Source organism: Simplicispira sp. GW247-4R2A (assembly GCF_059424465.1).
Genome location: NZ_JBWKZM010000005.1, coordinates 1 through 21,275, shown reverse-complemented (window position 1 = coordinate 21,275; position 21,275 = coordinate 1). Strand labels below are relative to the sequence as shown.

17 protein-coding genes are annotated in these 21,275 nt (G+C 62.8%); 15 read left to right on the top strand and 2 right to left on the bottom strand.

Annotation, left to right across the window (positions count from 1 at the left end; all coding sequences use genetic code 11):
- The first annotated feature begins 28 nt into the window (after positions 1-28).
- The 15 genes from AC07ZH_RS05165 (at position 29) to AC07ZH_RS05095 (ending at position 19,801) form a co-directional block, all read left to right on the top strand.
- A complete protein-coding gene (locus AC07ZH_RS05165; RefSeq protein WP_495198844.1) occupies positions 29-1,963 on the top strand; it encodes a type IV pili methyl-accepting chemotaxis transducer N-terminal domain-containing protein in 1,935 nt (644 codons plus the stop codon).
- A complete protein-coding gene (locus tag AC07ZH_RS05160; RefSeq protein ID WP_495198843.1) occupies positions 1,960-2,652 on the top strand; it encodes a response regulator in 693 nt (230 codons plus the stop codon). The genes AC07ZH_RS05165 and AC07ZH_RS05160 overlap by 4 nt, the downstream gene beginning before the upstream one ends.
- 144 nt (positions 2,653-2,796) lie before the next feature.
- Positions 2,797-4,086 carry an MFS transporter gene (locus AC07ZH_RS05155; RefSeq protein WP_495198842.1) on the top strand — a complete coding sequence of 430 codons (1,290 nt, stop codon included), beginning with the start codon at positions 2,797-2,799 and terminating at the stop codon, positions 4,084-4,086.
- Positions 4,087-4,110: 24 nt separating this feature from the next.
- Positions 4,111-5,739 carry an MFS transporter gene (locus tag AC07ZH_RS05150; protein ID WP_495198841.1) on the top strand — a complete coding sequence of 543 codons (1,629 nt, stop codon included), beginning with the start codon at positions 4,111-4,113 and terminating at the stop codon, positions 5,737-5,739.
- A gap of 34 nt (positions 5,740-5,773) precedes the next feature.
- The gene (locus AC07ZH_RS05145; RefSeq protein ID WP_495198840.1) at positions 5,774-9,568 is read left to right on the top strand and encodes a nitrate reductase subunit alpha; all 3,795 of its coding nucleotides are present in this window, start codon (positions 5,774-5,776) and stop codon (positions 9,566-9,568) included.
- A gap of 16 nt (positions 9,569-9,584) precedes the next feature.
- A complete protein-coding gene (gene narH, locus AC07ZH_RS05140; RefSeq protein ID WP_119110079.1) occupies positions 9,585-11,108 on the top strand; it encodes a nitrate reductase subunit beta in 1,524 nt (507 codons plus the stop codon).
- A gap of 10 nt (positions 11,109-11,118) precedes the next feature.
- Positions 11,119-11,811, top strand: coding sequence for a nitrate reductase molybdenum cofactor assembly chaperone (narJ, locus tag AC07ZH_RS05135; protein ID WP_119110080.1), 693 nt, complete (start codon positions 11,119-11,121; stop codon positions 11,809-11,811).
- Positions 11,808-12,542 carry a respiratory nitrate reductase subunit gamma gene (gene narI / locus AC07ZH_RS05130; RefSeq protein WP_119110081.1) on the top strand — a complete coding sequence of 245 codons (735 nt, stop codon included), beginning with the start codon at positions 11,808-11,810 and terminating at the stop codon, positions 12,540-12,542. The genes narJ and narI overlap by 4 nt, the downstream gene beginning before the upstream one ends.
- A gap of 23 nt (positions 12,543-12,565) precedes the next feature.
- Positions 12,566-13,480 (top strand): peptidylprolyl isomerase, encoded by a 915-nt coding sequence (locus tag AC07ZH_RS05125; protein ID WP_495198839.1) that lies wholly within the window; start codon positions 12,566-12,568, stop codon positions 13,478-13,480.
- Positions 13,481-13,487: 7 nt separating this feature from the next.
- On the top strand, positions 13,488-14,192 hold the full coding sequence (locus AC07ZH_RS05120; protein ID WP_119110083.1) for a carbonic anhydrase: 705 nt from the start codon (positions 13,488-13,490) through the stop codon (positions 14,190-14,192).
- 223 nt (positions 14,193-14,415) lie between these two features.
- Positions 14,416-16,848 carry an adenosylcobalamin-dependent ribonucleoside-diphosphate reductase gene (locus tag AC07ZH_RS05115; protein ID WP_495198838.1) on the top strand — a complete coding sequence of 811 codons (2,433 nt, stop codon included), beginning with the start codon at positions 14,416-14,418 and terminating at the stop codon, positions 16,846-16,848.
- A 16-nt stretch (positions 16,849-16,864) separates the two neighbouring features.
- The gene (locus tag AC07ZH_RS05110; RefSeq protein ID WP_495198837.1) at positions 16,865-18,157 is read left to right on the top strand and encodes an NnrS family protein; all 1,293 of its coding nucleotides are present in this window, start codon (positions 16,865-16,867) and stop codon (positions 18,155-18,157) included.
- A 10-nt stretch (positions 18,158-18,167) separates the two neighbouring features.
- Positions 18,168-18,797 (top strand): nitroreductase family protein, encoded by a 630-nt coding sequence (locus AC07ZH_RS05105; protein WP_495198950.1) that lies wholly within the window; start codon positions 18,168-18,170, stop codon positions 18,795-18,797.
- 39 nt (positions 18,798-18,836) lie between these two features.
- The gene (locus tag AC07ZH_RS05100; protein WP_495198836.1) at positions 18,837-19,241 is read left to right on the top strand and encodes a ribonucleotide reductase subunit alpha; all 405 of its coding nucleotides are present in this window, start codon (positions 18,837-18,839) and stop codon (positions 19,239-19,241) included.
- A 2-nt stretch (positions 19,242-19,243) separates the two neighbouring features.
- Positions 19,244-19,801, top strand: coding sequence for a hemerythrin domain-containing protein (locus AC07ZH_RS05095; protein WP_495198835.1), 558 nt, complete (start codon positions 19,244-19,246; stop codon positions 19,799-19,801).
- Positions 19,802-19,868: 67 nt separating this feature from the next.
- Here the strand turns inward: AC07ZH_RS05095 and AC07ZH_RS05090 are convergent, their stop codons facing one another.
- On the bottom strand, positions 19,869-20,159 hold the full coding sequence (locus AC07ZH_RS05090; RefSeq protein ID WP_119110087.1) for a BTH_I0359 family protein: 291 nt from the start codon (positions 20,157-20,159) through the stop codon (positions 19,869-19,871).
- Positions 20,160-20,282: 123 nt separating this feature from the next.
- The coding region (locus AC07ZH_RS05085) for a DUF3108 domain-containing protein (protein WP_495198834.1) at positions 20,283-21,275 on the bottom strand (993 nt) is incomplete at its 5' end.

The following is a 21,275-nucleotide window of genomic DNA, read 5'->3' as shown; positions in this document are numbered from 1 at the left end:
CACAAGTCGCTCCCTTACACTGCCCGCCATGCGGACACGCACCACGCTTACCACCAAGCTCTTGACCATGGGCATGGTCTTCTTGCTGGTCACGCTCAGCTCCATCAGCGTGACGCTCTGGGTCACCTGGAAGCTCGAAGGCGGCGCTGCCGCCGTGAACGAGGCCGGCCGCTTGCGCATGCGCACCATGCGCATGGCGCTGGCGGTGGAAAACGGCGCGCGCGAGAAGCTCTTGGCGAATGCGGAAATGATTGAAGGCAGCCTGGAGCTGCTGCGCACCGGCGACCCCGACCATCCGCTGTTTGTCCCCTGGAGCGACGAAACCCGCGCGCGTTTTGAAGAGGTGCGCAGCCAGTGGGCCAGGGTGCGCGAGGAGTGGCTGGCGCCAAAGGCGCCTGCCGTGCCGGTGCTGGTGGCGCACGCCGACGCGATGGCCGAGGTAATGGACGGCTTCGTGGACGCCATCGAGGTGCAAATTGCGCGCTGGACCGCGGCGCTGCACGTGCTGCAACTCTTCATGATGGGTTTGACGCTTTTCGTTGCGTTCGGCGTGGTGGTCATGACCGGTCTGGTGGTTATCAACCCGGTGGCGCGCTTGCAGGAGGCGTTTTTGCAGATACGCCAGGGCGTGCTGGGTACGCGCCTGCCGGTCGACACGGATGACGAATTCGGCCAGCTCAATGAGGGCTTCAACCGCATGGCGCAGGCGCTGCAGACCTCGCACGACGACCTTGCGCTCAAGGTGCGCGAGAAAACCGCCAGCATTGAGGACAAGAACCAGCGCTTGTCAGCGCTCTACGAAGTCAGCGCGTTGGCCGCCCAGGCTGCCAATCTGAAGGTGCTGACGCAAGGCTTTGTGCAGCAGGCGCGGCGCGTCTCGGGTGCCGACGCCGCCGTGGTGCGTTGGTCGAACGAGGGCAACGAGCACTACGTCATCCTGGCCTCCGACGGCCTTCCGCGTGCCATGGCCGAGCAGGAGCAGTGCCTGCGCGCTGGCAATTGCTTTTGCGGCCAAACCCAAGGTCTGCCGGACGCGCGCGTCATTCCTATCAGCATTGCGACGCCCATGGTTCTGCCGCACTGCCATGAGGCGGGCTACCAAACTCTGGTGGTCCTGCCCGTGATGGTGCACCAGCGCGTGCTGGGCGAACTCAACCTGTTCTTTCGTGCCAGCCTGGAGTTGTCGCCCGACATGCGCGAACTGCTTGAAGCCATGGTGCGCCACCTGGCCAGCAGCATGGAGGGGCTGCGCGCGGCGGCGCTGGAGCGCGAGGGCGCGGTGGCCGAAGAGCGCGGCATGCTGGCGCGTGAGCTGCACGACTCGATTGCGCAGTCGCTCGCGTTCCTCAAGATTCAGACGCAGTTGCTGCGCGACGCGGTCAAGAAGGGCAACGAGGCCGCGCGCGACCGCAGCATGGCCGAGCTCGATGTCGGCGTGCGCGAATGCTACGCCGACGTCCGCGAGTTGCTGGTGCACTTTCGCACCCGCGCCAGCGCGGAGGACATCGAAGAGGCGCTGCGCACCACGCTCTCCAAGTTCGGCCACCAGACCGGCATCAACGCACAGCTCAGCATGGAAGGGCACGGGCTGCCCCTGGACGCGGACGTGCAGATTCAGGTGCTGCACATGGTGCAGGAGGCGCTCTCCAACGTGCGCAAGCATGCCCATGCCACGCGTGTGAACGTGCGCGTACAGCGCCATCCCGAGTGGCGCTTTGAGGTGCAAGACAACGGCATAGGCTTTGATGCAGGGCGCACCATGGCAGCCGACTCTTTGCATGTCGGACTGCGTATCCTGCGCGAGCGCGCCGAAGGCATCAGCGCGCGGGTCGAGGTGCAGTCCACTCCTGGCGCGGGCACCACGGTGTGCATTGAGCTGCCGCACAACGCATCCGCAATGTCAGGCGCGGCGCCGCTGGCCGAATTGCCTGCGCCGCAACTGCCTTCATGGAGTTCGATATGAGCCCAGCCAGCGCCATTACCGTTTTTGTGGTCGACGATCACAACTTGTTCCGTCGGGGGCTGGTGGCCCTGCTGTCCCAGGACGAAGGCCTGCATGTGGTGGGCGAAGCAGGCGACGCCGTCGAGGCACTGCGCCTGGTGCCGGTTCTGCAGCCCCAGGTCATCTTGCTGGACAACCATCTACCTGGCGTGCTTGGGGTGGATGCGGTGCGCGGCTTGCGCGCTGCGTCGCCGGCAAGCCATGTGCTGATGCTCACTGTCAGCGAAGATGCGCAAGACTTGGCAGCCGCCCTGCGCAATGGTGCCCAGGGCTATTTGCTGAAAACCATCGACGGCGATTTACTGGCCGAGGCCATTCGCCGCGCGGCCGCTGGTGAACCTGTGGTGAGCCCGGAGCTCATGGGCAAGCTGGTGGCCGCCTTCCAGTCGCAAGGTGGTCCGCCGCCCATCGCGCCGATGGACATCGCTGCGCCAGCGCCTGCCGCCAGCGCTGCCGCGGCGGCGCCGCTCTCGCCACGCGAAGAAGAAGTCCTGCGAGAGATTGCGCTGGGCGCGAGCAATAAGGAGATTGCGCGCACCTTGGACATCGCCGAGACCACGGTAAAGATTCACGTGCAGCATATCTTGCGCAAGCTCGGCCTGAGTTCCCGCGTACAGGCGGCGGTGTATGCCGCCAATCCCAGAAATTGAATTTTCCCAAATAGTTCTTTCGAACTATTCCTCTGGGGAAATCCTCATCCTTATTTCCCCCGCCACCCCTCCGGCTGAAGGATAGGCAGACGCGCTGCTGCGCGCGACCATTGCGCCACTCATTAAAAAGAGAGGAAAACGCAAATGGCTATCGCCCCGCTTCCCGCAGGCAACGGCCCCGAAAAGGGCCGCGAAGCCTGGTCCGTGCTCATTGTGAGCACCCTGGCCTTTACGGTCTGCTTCATGGTGTGGATGATGTTTGCCGTCATCGGCATCCCGCTCAAGAAGACGCTCGGCCTCAACGCCACCGAATTCGGCCTGCTGACGGCCATGCCCGTGCTCTCGGGCTCCCTGATCCGCGTACCTTTGGGCATCTGGACCGACAAATTTGGCGGCCGCGTCGTGATGGCTGCATTGCTGGCCATTACGGTGCCCGCCATCTGGCTCATGGCCTACGCCACGGCGTACTGGCACTTTCTGACGATCGGCCTGGTGCTGGGCCTGGCTGGCGGCTCGTTCTCGGTGGGCACGCCCTATGTGGCGCGCTGGTTTCCCAAGAATCGCCAGGGCATGGCCATGGGCATTTTTGGTGCTGGCAACTCGGGCGCGGCGGTAAACAAATTCGTCGCACCGGCGCTGGTGGTGGCCTTTGGCTGGACCATGGTGCCCAAGGTGTATGCGGTTGTCATGCTGGTCACGCTCATCATCTTCTGGTTTGGCAGCTCCAGCGACCCGCGCCACCTGGTGTCCTCCAAGGTAAGTTTCATGGACCAGCTCAAGGCCTTGAAAGACCCGCGCGTGCTCAAGTACTGCCAGTACTACAGCATCGTGTTTGGTGGCTACGTCGCGCTGTCGCTGTGGATGGTGCAGTACTACGTAGGCGAGTACGGCCTCGACATCCGTATTGCGGCTTTGCTCGCAGCCTGTTTTTCGCTTCCCGGCGGCGTGCTGCGTGCCGTTGGCGGCTGGCTGTCCGACAAGTACGGCGCGCACAGCGTCACCTGGTGGGTGATGTGGGTGAGCTGGATCTGCCTGTTCCTCCTGAGCTATCCGCAGACCGCCTTCACCATCCAGACCATCAACGGCGTGCAGACCTGGCACCTCGGCCTGAATGTGTACGCCTTCACCGGCCTGATGTTCGCGCTGGGCATTGCCTTTGCGTTCGGCAAGGCGAGCGTTTTCAAGTACGTCAGCAACGACTATCCGGAAAACATTGGCACTATCAGCGGCGTCGTTGGTCTGGCCGGGGGGCTTGGCGGCTTTGTGTTGCCCATCCTGTTTGGCGCGCTGGTGGACATCACCGGCATCCGCTCCAGCGCTTTCATGCTGATGTACGGCGTAGTCTGGGTGTCGCTGATCTGGATGTACTGGACCGAAGTGCGCAAGGCCAGCCCCATGGGCGACCAGAGCGAATCCCTTTCCCTTCAAAACTGAGCCATTGCGGCCAGAACACTCATCATGAACAACAAAACTACCAGTGGCGCCGATATTGTCGATTGGCGCCCCGAGGACGAGCAGTTTTGGGAATCCACCGGCAAGAAAATTGCCTATCGCAACCTATGGATCTCCATCCCGGCCCTGCTCTGCGGCTTCGCCGTCTGGGGCATGTGGGGCATCATCACGGTGCAGATGATGAACCTGGGCTACCCATTCAGCCAGGCCGAACTCTTCACCCTGACCGCCATTGCCGGCTTGGCGGGCGCGACCATGCGCATCCCGGCTTCGTTCCTGATCCGGCTCTCGGGTGGGCGCAACACCATTTTCCTCACCACTGCCATGCTGCTGGCGCCTGCCATTGGCACCGGCATCGTGCTGCAGCATCCAGAGTGGCCGCTCTGGTCGTTTCAGCTGATGGCCTTGTGGTGCGGCGTGGGGGGCGGTAACTTTGCTTCGTCAATGTCCAACATCTCCACCTTCTTTCCCAAGCGCCTGCAAGGCACCGGCTTGGGGCTGAATGCGGGCCTGGGAAACTTTGGCGTGACCACGATGCAGATTGTGATCCCGCTGGTGATGACTGTGCCCTTGCTGGGCTCGTTCGGCGGCGAGTCGATGACGCTGCAAAAGGAAAGCGGCTGGATCTTCGGCGCCATCCCGCCGGGGACGGCTACCTGGATTCAGAACGCAGGTTTTGCGTGGGTGTTGTCGCTGGTGCCGCTGTCCATCCTGTGCTGGTTCGGCATGAACAACCTCAAGACAGTTTCGCCCGATACCGGCGGCCCGATCACCGCGTTCCTGAAGATCATCTGGCTCTACACCCTGTCTTTCATTCCGGCGGGTGTCGGCCTGTATCTCTACTTGCCGGCCCCCAGTGGCCTGGGTATGCTGAACATGTGGCTGGCGATGCCGCTCATCATTGTGAGCACGCTCATGGTGATGAAGCTGACCGCTTTTGGCGCGATGAAGGAAAACGTCTCCAAGCAGTTTGCGATCTTTAGCAACAAACACACTTGGTCGCTTACCATCCTGTACATCGTCACTTTCGGCTCCTTCATTGGTTTTTCGATGGCACTGCCTTTGTCGATGAAAGTTATCTTTGGTGTCAGCCATGTGCCCGACGCCAACGGTATCTTGCAACACACACTGGTCAATCCCAAGGGGCCGCCTGTGCTGGCCTACGCCTGGATCGGTCCCTTCGTGGGTGCCGCGATTCGTCCCGTTGGCGGCTGGATTTCTGACAAGCTCGGGGGTTCCATCGTTACGCAATGGGTGTGCGCGACCATGGCGGTCGCTGGCGTGGCGGTGGGTTATGTGATGCAACTCGCCTACCAGTCGGCCCATCCGGAAGAGTATTTCTTCATCTTCCTGGCTCTGTTCATCGTGCTTTTTGCCGCCAGCGGCATTGGCAACGGTTCCACCTTCCGCACCATCGGCGTCGTTTTTGACCGCCAACAGGCCGGTCCCGTCCTTGGCTGGACCTCGGCGGTTGCCGCCTACGGCGCCTTCATCGCGCCGGTGGTGATTGGCCAGCAGATTAAGCATGGCACGCCGCAGATGGCGATGTACGGGTTTGCCGTGTTTTACGCCTTGTGCCTGTTGCTGAACTGGTGGTTCTATCTGCGCAAGTCCGCTGAAATCAAGAACCCCTGAACCTGCCCCTTTCCTTGCTTCTTGGAGAAAACCTATGAGCCATTTTCTTGACCGTCTGACCTACTTCTCGCAACCCCGCGAAGAATTTTCCAACGGCCACGGCCAAACGAATGGCGAAGACCGGACCTGGGAAAAAGCGTACCGCGATCGCTGGGCGCACGACAAGATCGTGCGTTCCACGCACGGCGTGAACTGCACGGGCTCCTGCTCGTGGAAGGTCTATGTCAAGGGGGGCATCGTCACCTGGGAAACCCAGCAGACCGACTACCCGCGCACGCGCCCGGATCTGCCCAACCACGAACCCCGTGGTTGTGCTCGGGGTGCCAGCTACAGTTGGTACCTGTATTCGGCCAACCGCGTGAAATATCCCATGGTGCGTGGGCGCTTGCTCAAGCACTGGCGTGCTGCACTGGCGGTGGCCAAGGGCCCGGTGGAAGCCTGGACGGCTGTCGTCGAAAACGAGTCGGCGCGGCGCGAGTGGCAGAAGCAACGCGGACTTGGCGGCTTTGTGCGCAGCACCTGGGACGAAGTCAACCAGATGATTGCAGCGGCCAACGTCTACACCATCAAAAAGCACGGACCTGACCGCATCATCGGCTTCTCGCCGATCCCGGCGATGAGCATGATCAGCTACGCTTCCGGCAGCCGGTACCTGAGCCTGATCGGTGGCGTGTGCATGAGCTTCTACGACTGGTACTGCGACCTGCCACCGAGCAGCCCCCAGGTGTGGGGCGAGCAGACCGACGTGCCCGAGAGCGCCGATTGGTACAACTCCAACTTCATCATCGCCTGGGGCTCCAACGTGCCCCAGACGCGCACGCCCGACGCTCACTTCTTCACCGAAGTGCGCTACAAGGGAGCCAAGGTGGTGGCCGTCACCCCCGACTACTCTGAGGTCGCCAAGCTGGCCGACCTGTGGATGCACCCAAAGCAAGGCACCGACGCTGCGGTGTCCATGGCCATGGGCCATGTGATCCTCAAGGAGTTCTATTTCAACAAGCGCTCGGCGTATTTCGACGACTACGCACGCCGCTACACCGACCTGCCCCTGCTGGTGGTGATGGAAGAAAAAACCTTGGACGATGGCCGCAAGGTCATGGTGCCAGGCCGCTATGTGCGCGCCAGCGACTTCCCGGATCAGCTGGGCCAGGCGAACAACCCCGACTGGAAGACCGTCGCCTACGGGCATGATGGCAAGGTGGCCTTGCCCAACGGTTCCATCGGTTTCCGCTGGGGCGACAACGATCGGCCAGACCTGGGCAAATGGAACCTTGAAGACAAAGACGCACGCACCGCCAACGACGTCAAACTCAAGCTCTCGGTGATCGAAGATGGTGAACAGGCGCACGAAATCACCGATGTGGCCTTCCCCTATTTCGGCGGTGTGAAAAACCCCAACTTCCCGGCAAACACCCAGGCGGATGGCGACATCATGGTGCGCCGCGTGCCCGTGACACGACTGGCGCTGAATGGTGACGGCATCTCCGGCGATGTCATGGTGGCCACGGTGTTCGATCTGCAGGTGGCCCAATACGGTGTGAATCGTGGGCTCCAGGGCGAAGCACCGGACGGGGGCTACGACGCCGATGCGCCCTACACGCCAGCGTGGCAAGAGCAGATCACGGGTGTGCCGCGCGATCAGATCATTGCCATTGCGCGCCAGTTTGCCGACAACGCCGACAAGACGCATGGCAAGAGCATGGTCATCATCGGCGCGGGGATGAACCATTGGTACCACTGCGATATGAACTACCGCGGCATCATCAACATGCTGATGATGTGTGGCTGCATTGGCCAGAGTGGCGGTGGCTGGGCGCACTATGTGGGCCAGGAAAAACTGCGTCCGCAAACCGGCTGGACGGCGCTCGCATTTGCACTCGACTGGATTCGTCCACCGCGTCAGCAGAACGCCACCAGTTATTTCTATGCACACACCGACCAGTGGCGCTATGAAAAGCTGGCCATGGAGGAGGTGCTCTCTCCGCTGGCCGACAAGTCGCGCTACAGCGGTTCCATGATCGACTACAACGTGCGTGCTGAGCGTATGGGCTGGTTGCCTTCGGCGCCCCAGTTCGAAACCAACTCCCTGCAGGTGCTCAAGGATGCGCAGGCCGTTGGCATGGACGCGAAGGACTACGTCGTCAAGTCGCTTAAAGACGGCACGCTCAAGATGAGTTGCGAAGACCCGGACAACCCGGTCAATTGGCCGCGCAACATGTTTGTCTGGCGCTCGAACATTCTGGGTTCGTCGGGCAAGGGCCATGAGTATTTCCTCAAGCACCTGCTGGGCACTACCCACGGTGTGCAGGGCAAGGATCTGGGTGTAGGCGACGCCAAACCCCAGGAAGTGCGCTGGCATACGCAGGCGCCCGAGGGGAAGCTTGATCTTCTGGTCACGCTCGACTTCCGCATGAGCACGACCTGCCTGTATTCCGACATCGTGCTGCCCACGGCCACCTGGTACGAGAAGAACGACCTCAACACCAGCGACATGCACCCCTTCATCCACCCGTTGTCCACGGCCGTGGACCCGGCTTGGGAAGCACGCAGCGACTGGGAAATCTACAAAGGGTTTGCCAAGGCAGTGAGCGACGTCAGTGTCGGGCACCTGGGCGTGGAAAAGGACGTGGTCCTCACGCCCATCATGCACGACACCGCCGGTGAAATGGCACAGCCGTATGACGTGCGCGATTGGAAAAAGGGCGAGGTCGACCTGATTCCGGGCAAGACGGCGCCGCAGGTCACGGTGGTCGAGCGCGACTACCCGAACCTCTTCAAGCGCTTTACAGCCCTCGGCCCGCTGATGAACAAAATCGGCAATGGCGGCAAGGGTATCGGCTGGGACACGAAAACCGAAGTCGAGCAACTGGGTGACCTCAACGGCCGTGTGCGCGAAGAGGGTGTGTCCCAAGGCATGCCGTGCATCGTGACCGATATCGACGCCACCGAAACCGTGATGATGCTGGCTCCAGAGACCAACGGCCATGTGGCCTGCAAGGCCTGGGAGGCGCTTGGCAAGCAGACCGGACGCGACCACGTGCATCTGGCATTGCACCGCGAGGACGAGAAAATCCGTTTCCGCGACATCCAGGCCCAACCGCGCAAGATCATCAGCTCGCCCACCTGGTCGGGTCTGGAGAGCGAGAAGGTCAGCTACAACGCTGGCTACACCAATGTGCACGAGCTGATTCCATGGCGCACCCTGACCGGACGTCAGCAGTTCTACCTGGACCACCCGTGGATGCGTGATTTTGGTGAGGGGTTTACCAGCTACCGCTCGCCAGTGAACCTCAAGGCGCTTCAGGCGGTCGAGGGGGTCAAGCCCAATGGCAATCCTGAGATTGCCTTGAACTTCATCACGCCACACCAGAAGTGGGGCATTCACTCGACCTATACCGACAATCTGATCATGCTCACCCTCAGCCGTGGTGGGCCCATCATCTGGATCTCGGAAGTGGATGCGGCGCGTGCCGGCCTTGTCGACAACGACTGGGTGGAGCTGTTCAACGCGAACGGCGCCATTGCCGCGCGCGCTGTGGTCAGCCAGCGGGTCAAAGAGGGCATGGTGATGATGTACCACGCACAGGAAAAAATCGTGAACACTCCGGGTTCGGAAATTACCGGAACCCGTGGCGGTATTCACAACTCGGTCACGCGCGTCGTGCTCAAGCCGACGCACATGATCGGTGGCTACGCACAATTGAGCTATGGCTTCAATTACTACGGAACCGTCGGTACCAACCGCGACGAGTTTGTGCTGGTTCGCAAGATGAATCGGGTGGGCTGGCTGGACGAACCCGCCGAAGCCACCGCCACCGCGCACGCATAAGAATCAGGAGAACACGATGAAAATTCGCGCACAAATCGGCATGGTGCTGAATCTGGACAAGTGCATTGGTTGCCACACCTGCTCTGTCACCTGCAAAAACGTCTGGACCAGCCGGCCCGGCATGGAATACGCCTGGTTCAACAACGTCGAGACCAAGCCAGGCATTGGCTACCCCAAGGAATGGGAGAACCAGGACAAGTGGAATGGCGGCTGGAGCCGCACGGCCGATGGCTCGATCATTCCGCGCCAGGGGGGCAAGTGGAAGCTGCTGATGCGCATCTTCGCCAACCCCAACCTGCCGCAGATTGACGACTACTACGAGCCCTTCACCTTCGATTACGCCCACTTGCAGTCAGCGCCCGAAATGAAGGCGCCGCCAACGGCCCGTCCGCGCAGCCTGATCACCGGCAAGCGCATGGAGAAAATCGAATGGGGTCCGAACTGGGAAGAAATTCTGGGCGGTGAATTCTCCAAGCGCAGCAAGGACAAGAACTTCGACAATATCCAGAAGGATATTTACGGCCAGTTCGAAAACACCTTCATGATGTACCTGCCGCGTCTGTGCGAGCACTGCCTGAACCCGGCCTGCGTGGCATCGTGCCCCTCGGGATCGATCTACAAGCGCGAGGAAGACGGCATCGTGCTGATCGACCAGGACAAGTGCCGCGGCTGGCGCATGTGCATCTCGGGCTGCCCGTACAAGAAGATCTATTACAACTGGCAGAGCGGCAAGGCCGAGAAATGCACCTTCTGCTACCCGCGGATCGAGGCCGGCCAACCTACAGTGTGCTCGGAAACCTGTGTGGGCCGCATCCGCTACCTGGGCGTTCTGCTGTATGACGCAGACCGCATCCAGGAAGCCGCCAGCGTAGAGCGCGACCGCGACCTGTACCAGGCGCAGCTCGATATTTTCCTGGACCCTAACGACCCCGAGATCATCAAGCAAGCGCGCATCGACGGCATTCCCGACATGTGGATGGAGGCTGCGCGCAAGAGCCCGGTGTACAAGATGGCCGTTGAATGGAAGGTGGCCCTGCCGCTGCACCCCGAGTACCGCACGCTGCCCATGGTGTGGTACGTGCCGCCGCTCTCGCCTATCACGGCTGCAGCCAACGCCGGGCACGTGGGTGCCAACGGAGAGATTCCGGATGTCTCGCAACTGCGCATCCCCGTGCAGTACCTGGCTAACCTGCTGACCGCTGGCGACACAGCGCCTGTGGTGCGCGCACTGGAGCGCATGCTGGCCATGCGCGCCTACCAGCGTGAGAAGCATGTCGACCAGCGCCAAAACCTGGCAGTTCTCAAGCAGGTGGGCCTTACGCTGCACGAGGCCGAGGACATGTACCAAACCATGGCGATTGCCAACTACGAAGACCGATTCGTCATCCCATCGACGCACCGTGAATACGCCGAAAACACCTTTGACGTGCGCGGCGGTTGCGGGTTCTCGTTTGGCAATGGCTGCTCTGATGGCTCCACCGATGTCAGCATCTTTGGCGGGAAGAAGCCGCGCACCATCCCGATCAAGGCGATGGTTTAAGGAACGGATCATGTTCAATAAACCACCCGCATCCTTGCGCCTGACCTTGCGTGCGCTGGGGCGGCTGATCGGCTACCCGGATGCAGAATTGCGTGCGGTGCTGCCGCAGCTGGCCGACGCACTTGCGGCCGAACAGGCGCTGACACCTGAACGTCTGCATGAGCTACAGGCTCTGTGCGAGCAGATTGCGCGCCAGGACCCGATGGACGCCGAAGCGCGCTACGTCGATACCTTCGATCGGGGTCGCCAGACCTCGCTGCATCTGTTCGAGCATGTGCATGGCGATTCGCGCGACCGCGGCCCAGCTTTGATCGACCTGTTGCAGACCTACGAGCGTGCAGGGCTGCAATTCGAGGCGCCTGAATTGCCCGACCATTTGTCGGTGGTGCTGGAGTTCGCTTCCACCCAACCGACCGATGTCGCGCGTGATTTTCTTGCCGAAATGGCGCACATCCTTACCCTGGTGTTCAGCGCCTTGCTGACGCGCGAGAGCCCGTACGCCAGTGTGATCGCCGCAGTGCTCGAAGTCTCGGGCCAACAGGTGCAGGCCGTGCCATTGCCAGAAGAACCAGAAATCGATGAAGCCTGGGCTGAACCAGAGGTTTTTGGTGGTTGCAGCACCGAAGGCCAGGCGCGTCCTGGAACCGCACAGCCGCTGCATTTCGTCCGCAATCCCCGTGCATCCGAAGGAGCCTCCCTATGACTTCCACCCCCTGGATCGATACCCTGTTGTTTGGTATCTACCCCTACATCTGTCTGACGGTTTTTTTCGCCGGTAGCTGGGTCCGTTTTGACCGTGACCAGTACACCTGGAAGAGCGATTCATCCCAATTGCTGCGAACGGGTAGCCTGCGCTGGGGCAGCAACCTGTTCCATGTGGGGGTGCTGTTTCTGTTCTTCGGGCACTTTGTCGGCATGCTTACGCCCCATTTCATCTATGAGCCTTTCATTGCCGCAGGCTCCAAGCAACTGCTGGCCATGATCAGTGGCGGCACGGCTGGGACGCTCGGGATTATCGGTCTCACGCTCCTGCTGCACCGCCGCCTGACGGACCCGCGCATCCGGGCAACGTCCAAGACCAGCGACATCGTTTTGCTGCTGCTGCTGTGGGTTCAGCTGGCGCTGGGGCTGGCCACCATTCCCTTGTCGGCACAGCACCTCGACGGTTCCATGATGATGTTGCTGGCCGAATGGGGCCAGCGCATTGTCACGTTCCGCAGTGGTGCCGTTGAACTGTTGGCGCCCGCCAGTGTGATTTTCAAGCTGCACATGTTTTTGGGCATGACGGTGTTTTTGATTTTCCCGTTCACGCGTTTGGTACATGTCTGGAGCGGTTTTGCCTCTCTCGGGTATGTTCTGCGGCCTTACCAGTTGGTGCGCGCCCGTCGGCTGAATGTGCCCGCGGGCAATAACAACCCAGCGCATCGCGCCTGATCGTTGGCAAACAGGAGCATGAGATGAGTGGATGCGGATCAGGCAGTTGCGGCTGCTCGGACACGCCGAGCGCCAACAAGGTGCTCAGCGATGCACAGCAGGCGGCGTACGACGCTATTGCGGTGAGCTTGGCGTCCGAGCCAGCTCCCATGCAAGCGGCGCCCATTCCAGCCCATGTACGCCTTGCACGCGTCAATGGTGTGGCATTGCACGACGCGGATGTGGTACTGGACCAGGAAGCTCTGCGCCAGCGTGCCTGCACCGAGCTTTTGCGCCAGGAAGCTCAAAAGGCTGGGTTGCTGGATATGGCCGATGCACCACTGACCGATGGAAGCACCAGCGAAGCTGCGTCGCTCGCCATCGAACAGTTGCTGGAGCAGCAGTTGCGTATCGACGAGCCATCGGAAGATACCTGTCGGCGCTACTACGACGCGCATCCCGCCGCGTTTGGCCAAGGGGAGCGGGTGCATCTGCGCCACGTGTTGTTTGCCGTCACCCCAGGGGTGGACGTCACGCTGCTGCGTCTGCGCGCCGAAGCGTTATTGATCGAACTGCGCTGCGCCGATGATGGCGGTGCGACCTTTGCAACTGCGGCGAAGCAATGGTCGAATTGCCCGAGCGGTGCCGCTGGCGGGGACCTGGGCTGGCTCACTCGCAACGACTGTGCGCCCGAATTTGCACGCGATATTTTTGGCACCAACGAAATCGGCGTACTCGCTCGCCTGGTACACAGCCGCTTTGGTTTGCACGTGGTCGAGGTCGTGGCACGCCAAGCCGGTGAACGCCCGGCGTTCGAAGCCGTGAAAAGCGCGGCCGCGCAAAGTCTGCGCCAGCAAACCTGGGTGAACGCCCTGCGACAGTACCTGCAGGTGCTCACGGGTGCGGCGCAGATTGAGGGTGTGGACATGGAAGGTGCGGATTCGCCGCTGGTGCAGTGACGCCAGCATGCCAGGCGACGCTCTGCTGAACCGTTTGCGCAGCTTCAACCGCGACGCGTTTCCCCAGTATCGGCAACAATTCAAGACGCTGGTTGAAGACGGCCAGCACCCGACGACGCTGTTCATCGGGTGCTCGGACTCGCGCCTGCTGCCGTACTTGCTTACGGGCGCAGGCCCGGGAGAGCTGTTTCTGGTGCGCAACGTAGGGGCCTTCGTACCCCCTTATGACGGCTCGCACGGCCACCATGGCACGGCAGCAGCAATCGAATTTGCCGTGCTCAGCCTCCAGGTCGAGCGGATCGTGGTGTGTGGGCACAGCCACTGCGGCGCTATCAAGGCGCTGTACGAGGAAGTCCCGGCAGAGGCCAACAACCTGCGCCGCTGGCTAGAGCTGGGGCGCGATGCTGCGCTTCCGGTGGTTCCCACACCGGACGCCCTACGGCGTACCGAGCAGCGTGCCGTGGTGCTGCAACTCGAACGCTTGATGGATTACCCCATGGTGCGTCGGCGTGTAGTGGAGGGCCAAATCAGCTTGCACGGCTGGCATTACGTGATCGAAGATGGCGAAGTGCACGTGTTCGACGTCGAGAGCGGAGGTTTCGTAGCGGCGTCGGTAGCCACGCACAGCGGTACAGGCCCTTACCACCCCTATGTTGAGCACGATGGCCAGGTTCTGTCGGATGAAAATCCCGAGACCGGTGAAAAATTTTAAAAAATATTCTCTGCGAACAGTTCACGCTAAGTGCCCGCCAGTCTTGAGAACACTCTGTTTTTGGTGCACGGACTAGCATAAAAAGTGAAGGCCTTCTGGGATGCCGAGTTAGCCCGAAAGGGCTAAACTTCGTCGGCTTTCCGAGCCCACTTTTTGCAGTGGGTGGACTTCGCCCGATGCGCTCCGCAGCGCGTTTTTCTCATACCACCAACGGACTCCCACCATGAAGAGAGAAGACTTGGGCCGCGCGCAGGACGTCACGGCCACCCAACCCATCAGCCTTGATGTGTTGCAGGAAAAGTATCTCAAACCGGGGGAAACCAGCGCCGAAGATCTTTTCCGCCGCGTGGCGCGTGCCCTGGCTTCTGTCGAAGCCGAGGGCGAGCGGGACAAATACGAAGCCCTGTTTCTCGCCAACATGCATGCGGGCGCCATCGGCGCGGGCCGCATCATGAGCGCTGCCGGCACCGACATCCAGGCGACGCTGATCAACTGCTTCGTGCAGCCCGTGGGCGACTGCATCCAGGGCGTGGACGACGAAGGCTTCCCCGGCATCTACGAGGCCTTGCGCGAAGCCGCCGAGACCATGCGGCGCGGCGGCGGTGTCGGCTACGACTTCTCGCGCATCCGCCCGCGCGGCGCTGAGGTCAAGGGTACGCATTCGATGGCCTCGGGGCCCTGCAGCTATATCAACGTGTTTGACCAGTCTTGTTCCACGGTCGAGAGTGCTGGCGCACGCCGCGGCGCCCAGATGGGCGTGCTGCGCATTGATCATCCTGATGTCATGGATTTCATCACGGCCAAGCGCACGCCCGGTCGCTGGAACAACTTCAACGTATCGGTCGGCGTGAGCGACGCCTTTGTCCAGGCCGTGCAGGACGACCAGCCTTGGGAGCTGGTGCACAAGTCGCGGCCCGGCGCTACCGTGATGCAGGCGGGTGCCTACCAGCGCGCCGATGGCAAATGGGTCTACGAAAGCCTGCCGGCGCGCGAGCTGTGGGACACCATCATGAAGTCCACCTACGACTTCGCTGAACCAGGCATTCTGTTCCTCGATCAGATCAATACCGACAACAACCTGCATTATTGCGAGGACATCAACGCCACCAATCCCTGCGGCGAGCAGCCTTTGCCGTCCTACGGTTGCTGCGACCTCGGCCCCATCATCCTGACGCGTTTCGTGCGCCATCCCTTTGGTTTCGACGGCGTACCGGCGTTCGACTTCGCTGCGTTCGAGAAATCCGTGGCGCTGCAAGTGCGTGCGCTCGACAACGTGCTCGACGTCACGTTCTGGCCGCTGCCACAGCAGCGCGAGGAAGCGCATGCCAAGCGCCGCATTGGCGTGGGTTTTACCGGCATGGGCAACACGTTGGCCATGCTGTGTGTTCGCTACGACAAGGATGAGGGCCGCGCCATGGCGGCGCGCATCGCCGAGCATATGCGCGATGCGGCGTACGCCGCATCGGTCGACTTGGCCATTGAAAAAGGTGCCTTTCCAAAGTTCCAGGCCGATGGCTATTTGCAAACAGGCACGTTTGCTAGCCGCCTGCCCGAAACGCTCAAAGCGCGCATCCGCAAACACGGCATCCGCAACAGCCATCTGCTGTCGATTGCGCCTACGGGGACTGTGAGCCTGGCCTTTGCCGACAATGCCTCCAACGGCATCGAACCGCCGTTCTCCTGGATGTACAAGCGCAAGAAGCGCGAAGCCGATGGCTCCATGGCTGAATACGCGGTCGAAGATCACGCCTGGCGCTTGTACCGTGAGCTGGGGGGCGACGTGAACCAGTTGCCCGACTATTTCGTCTCCGCGCTGGAAATGTCGGCCGAAGGCCACATTGCGATGATGAAAACGGTGCAGCCCTTCGTGGACACCGCCATCTCCAAGACGGTGAACATCCCGGCCGACTATCCCTACGAAGATTTCAAGGGCCTGTACCTGCAGGCCTGGCGCGCCAAGCTCAAGGGTTTGGCCACCTACCGGCCCAACAACATCCTCGGCTCGGTGCTTGAGGTCCATGCAGTGCCAGAAAGCGCCGGGCAGATCACGCCCGCACCCGCACCGGTGGACCCCATGCGCACGGTGATCGAGAGCCGCCCTAAAGGCGCTTTGTCCGCCGTTGCCGAAAAGGTCGACTACTGGACGCAAGAAGGACAAAAGCGCCTGTACTTGGTGGTGTCTTTCCTGCCCGTGCCGGACCCTGAGACCGGGGGACTGGTTGACCGCGCCATCGAATTCTTCATGCCTGTGGGCCAAAGTGGCGAATCTCAGCAGTGGGTGACATCGAGCATGCGCCTGCTGTCACTCGCTGCGCGTGGCGGTTTTCTGGAGCGAGCGCTCAGCGACATGCGCAAGGTCGCCTGGGACCGCGGACCCGTGCGCCTGGGCACGCACCAGAAGGCCGATGGCACGAAGGTGCCGATGTGGCATGACTCCGAGGTGGCGGCCATTGCCTACGCCATCCAGAACATCCTCGCCCGGCGCGCCCGGCCTCTGCACAGCGAAGAGCAGGCAACTGCCAGCGAAGGCGTGTTGACAGCGGTCCCGCCGGTCATGGCCGGCAAGAAATGCAGTGAATGCGGCGCCCACGCCATGATTCGCAAGGACGGCTGCGACTACTGCACCCAGTGCGGCCACCTGGGTTCTTGCGGCTAAGCCTGCACCCCGCCGCGTGCCGGTAAAGCCTGGCTCCGCAAAGCCCGCGCCCGAGGTGCTGGCCGGGCTGGACTTGCGCTGGCACCCTCGCCACCTGTTGCTGGCACCGCACCGGCTGGCGTTCTTTCTCGCCATGGTGCTATTGGCTGCTTCGGGCCTGTGGTGGGCTTGGGTGCAAGTGAGCCAACTATCGAATGTGGCCGTGCATGCGGGTGCCGTGCCAGTGTCGCTGACCCACGCCGCCTTGATGGTGTTTGGGTTTTTTCCGCTATTTTTCTCGGGCTTTCTTTTTACAGCAGGGCCGAAGTGGCTGCGTGTCGAGCCACGGCCAGTGCGCGTGCTGCGTGCGCCGCTGACGTTGCTCGCGGGCGGCTGGCTGGTCTGGCTGGGCGGCGCGCACGCGAGCCGTGCTGCCGCGTGTGCCGGCGCCGTGCTTGCGTGCACCGCCATGGCGTGGATCTCGGTGTCGTTCTGGCGCCTGTTGCTGTGCAGCCGGGCGCAAGACCAGAAGCACGCACGCATGGTGGGCGTGGCCTTTGTCGTGGGCACAAGCTGCGCGGCAGGCCTTGCGGCGAGCGTGGCCCTTGGCGAATGGGGCCTGGCGCGCCATTTTGTGTTGAGCGCTCTGTGGGGTTTCGCTGCGCTGGTGTTTGTCACGGTTGCGCACCGCATGCTGCCTTTCTTCTCACCGCCTGGCCCACACGAGGGCCATCCATGGGGTGCGTTGGCGCTGCTGGCCGGGGCGGCGGCTTTTGAAGCGTTGGCGGTTTGGGTGGACGCCGTCCTTGCGGCCGCAACCGAGTGGGTAGGGGCCTGGACCTTGCTGCACGGCGTGTTGGAGCTGGCGCTTGGCAGCGTGCTGCTGTGGCGTGCCTGGGGGTGGGCGAAGCGGCAAAGCCTGCGCAACCGCCTGCTGCGCATGTTCTATCTTGGGTTTGCCTGGCTGGGCTTGGCCTTTGTGCTCCACGGCGTTGCCCGTGGCGCAGCGCTGTTGGGGCACCCGCAGTGGCAGCTTGGCGCCTTGCATGCACTGACCATGGGGTGCCTGGCCTCGCTGATGCTGGCGATGGTGACAAGGGTGTCCTGCGGAAACAGCGGCCGCTCGCAGGTGGCCGACTCCGTGCTATGGGCCCTGTTCAACCTGCTGCAATTGGCCACGGTATTGCGCGTCGCGGCTGCGCTTGGGGGGCCTGCCACGCCTGCTCTGCTGGCGTTGGCGGCCATGCTGTGGGCGACTATTTCCCTGGTTTGGGCGTTGCGCCTGGGGTCTTGGTATGGCCGGCTGCGGCCCGACGGACGCGCCGGGTGACAATGGCGGCATGAAGGACGAGGTCACTCCCGCTGCGCTGGCATCTGGTCAGGAATGCGCCGCATTTGCCGCTTCCCTGATGCAGGCGCGCCAGACCATACTGCCCAAGCGCCTGGGGGCTCCCGCGCCCAGTGATGCGCAACTGGCGCAGATTCTGGCCTCTGCCGCACATGCCCCCGACCATGGGCAACTGCAGCCCTGGCGCCTGATTGAGGTGCCGCAGAACACCCGCAGCGCCCTTGCCGACGCTTTTGGCGAGGCTTTGCGCACGCGCGATGGCCAGGCCACGCCCGAGCAGGTGGAGCAGGCGCGTGAGAAGGCTTTTCGTTCGCCTGTCTTGCTGCTGGTGGTCGTCGATCTGGCGTGCGGCGACGCCGACATCGAGCCCGCCGAGCGCATTGTCTCGGCCGGCTGCGCGGTGCAAAACCTGCTGCTGATGGCCACGGCCCAGGGCTTTGGCTCCGCGCTCACCAGCGGCAAGGCCCTGGGTTCGGCAGCGCTGCGCGCGTTGTTTGGCCTGAATGAGTCCCAGCAGGCGCTGTGCTTCGTCAACATCGGCACGGTGGTTGCGCCCAAGCGCGCTCGCGTGCGCCCGCAGCCTGCGTCCTATTGCTCGGTGCTGGGCGCCGAAAAGCGCTGACCGAGCTGCCTTTTTCTATTGAACTTTGGAAGCCCCGGTATGGAAATCTCCCGTTTTGATGAGCTCTTGCAGGCGGCACGCGCCCAGGCTGAGCCCCAGCGCCTGCTGTTCGTGTTTGCCGGCGTGGAATTGCCCGACGACGCCACGCCCGCGCAGCGCGAACGCTTTGCCCAGGGCGAAGGCGGCGCGCTGGTGCCGCAGATGTGCGTGGACAAGGCGCCCGATGAGCTCGATTCGTTCGATACCCTGGTGCAGGAAGCCGCGCAGTTCGGTCAGGAATGGGCCTTGGTGTTTGCTGCCGCGCTTTCCGGGACACTCAACCGCGCACCCACCAGCGAGGACGCCGAGGCGCCGCTTGAGCGCATGGTGGACGCCATCAAGCGCGGCGTGCATACCGGCCTGATCCCCTTTGACCGCAGGGGCCACGCGGTGCAGATCGGCTGACGGTGGCGAGTCTTTCCCGCGGTATCCCCCTGCCAGGCTTTGGTGCGCCGGCCGTGGGGTTCGACACCCCGTTCGAGATGCTGGAGGCCTGCCACGAGCGCGTGCAGCGCACGCTGGCCTTGCAGCAGCGGCTGCGCGAGCACCTGCAAACCAAGGGCTGTGACGCTTCGGCGCAAAGTGCCGCACGTGATGTGCTGCGCTACTTTGACATCGCGGCGCCGCTGCACCACGAAGACGAGGAGCGGCATGTCTTCCCGGCCTTGCAGGCGAGCCAGGAGCCGGGTATCCAGGCCGCCGTGGCGCGCCTGCAGGCAGACCACGTTGCCATGGCCGGGCGCTGGGCACTGGCGCGCGCTGCGCTGCTGGCGCTGGCGGAAGGCCGCATCACGGAGTTTTCGGTAGCGCAAGAGGCTGCGCTGGCGGCATTTGCCGTCGGCTATGCCGAGCACATTGGCCTGGAGGAAAACCTGGTTTACCCGGCGGCCCGCGCCGCCATGGACGCCGTGGCCCTGGAGGCCATGGCGCAGGACATGAAAAAGCGGCGCGGCGCACCTGCTTGATTGCTATGTTTTATAGAGCTGCTACCGCAATAGCCATAAGCGCTAGAGGCACTTTTTAGCAATAATTTCAGTGCACCACCACCGGGTGCTGTGCCAGGCCCGTGTAGCCCTCCAGCGTGTCTTCCACTTCTTCCTGCGTGGGGGCTTCTCGCTGCCAGGCCAGGATTTGCAACTGGAACATCTCGGCCCAGGAGCCGTCCAGGTAGACCTCCTTGCCGGTGCGCTTGTCGACGATTTCAAACCCGTGCCGGGCCAGTTGCGGCGGCTGCGCCTCGTCCTTGGAGTCATCTTCCAGACGGTCGGCATCAGGCAGCATGTGCACCACCACAAAAGAATCCGAGTCGTAGAGCATGTTCATGGCGTTCCTCCCAGGTTGCGTCCATTGGACCATTGTCAGATGGATCTGACGCGCCAGAGTTCAAGGCGGTGTGATGTCTTCTGGAACTGTCTGTTTGCGCCTACAGGCCGCGCCTGATGTCGCTCATGGGGCTTCGCGGCTTTGCAGGTTCAACTCGGCAAAGTCGCCGTTGGCCTCGGTCAGGCGAATGCGCACCGGCAGGTAGCCCAGGCTGGGCGCCAGCCAGAGCTGCGCCTTCTGGTCGTAGTCGCGCCGGGGCAGGCGCTGCAGCTGCACGGCGCGCAGCGTGCCGATGGGTAGGTCCAGGGTCTGCTCGCCCTCCACGGTAAAGGTCCAGACGTCGGCGCCGCGTGCGCTTACCGTGGTCATCGCCATCCGGGTGCCCGCAGGATAGCGCTCCGGAGCCGCTGCCAGCATGCCGCCGAGCTGCAGGAACACGCTCAAGCGGTCTTGTGCGCCCGCCTCTATCGGTGCGGCGGGCGTGTTGGCGCTGAACGTGACACGGTGGTTCGCGAAGTCGAAGTGGGCCGCGCTCTCGCTGCGCGAGCGGTCGCCAAAGCGCCGTGGTTGCAGGCCATGCACGGTGATGCTGCCCACACTGTCCTGCGAGCGCGAGCCAAGGAAGAGCACCCGGATTTCCTGGTGCGCGCTGTAGCTGGTGGCGTCGTGCTGCCACAGCAGCTCGGCACTGGCGTGGTACGCAAACCCCTTGGCGCGCCCGGTGACTTCAAAGTCCAACCTGGCTGGCGGAGGCAATTGCACGGGTGCGCTGGCGGCCTGTGCGGCATGGGGCGGGACGGCTGCGGGTGCCGCGGCGCTGGCTGGGGCCGCAGGGGGCGCGGCGGACGAGGCTTCCGCGCCCGCGCCCGCGATCGGGGCGCCAGTGGCGGGTGCCGATGCCGGTGGCGATGCAGGCGCAGGCGCCGCGCCGTCGGGCAGCAGCGGCGCTGCGGCGCTGGCGGGCTCTTCGGGTGCGTCTGCGCTGGCACCCAGCGCCAGCGGCTCGTCCGGACCGGGTGGGGCCCACGCTGCGTCAGGCATGGCGGCTGGCTGTGCAGGTTCCGGGGAGGGCACCACCGGGGAGGTGGCAACCGTGGCGGGGGCTCGGCGCGGGCG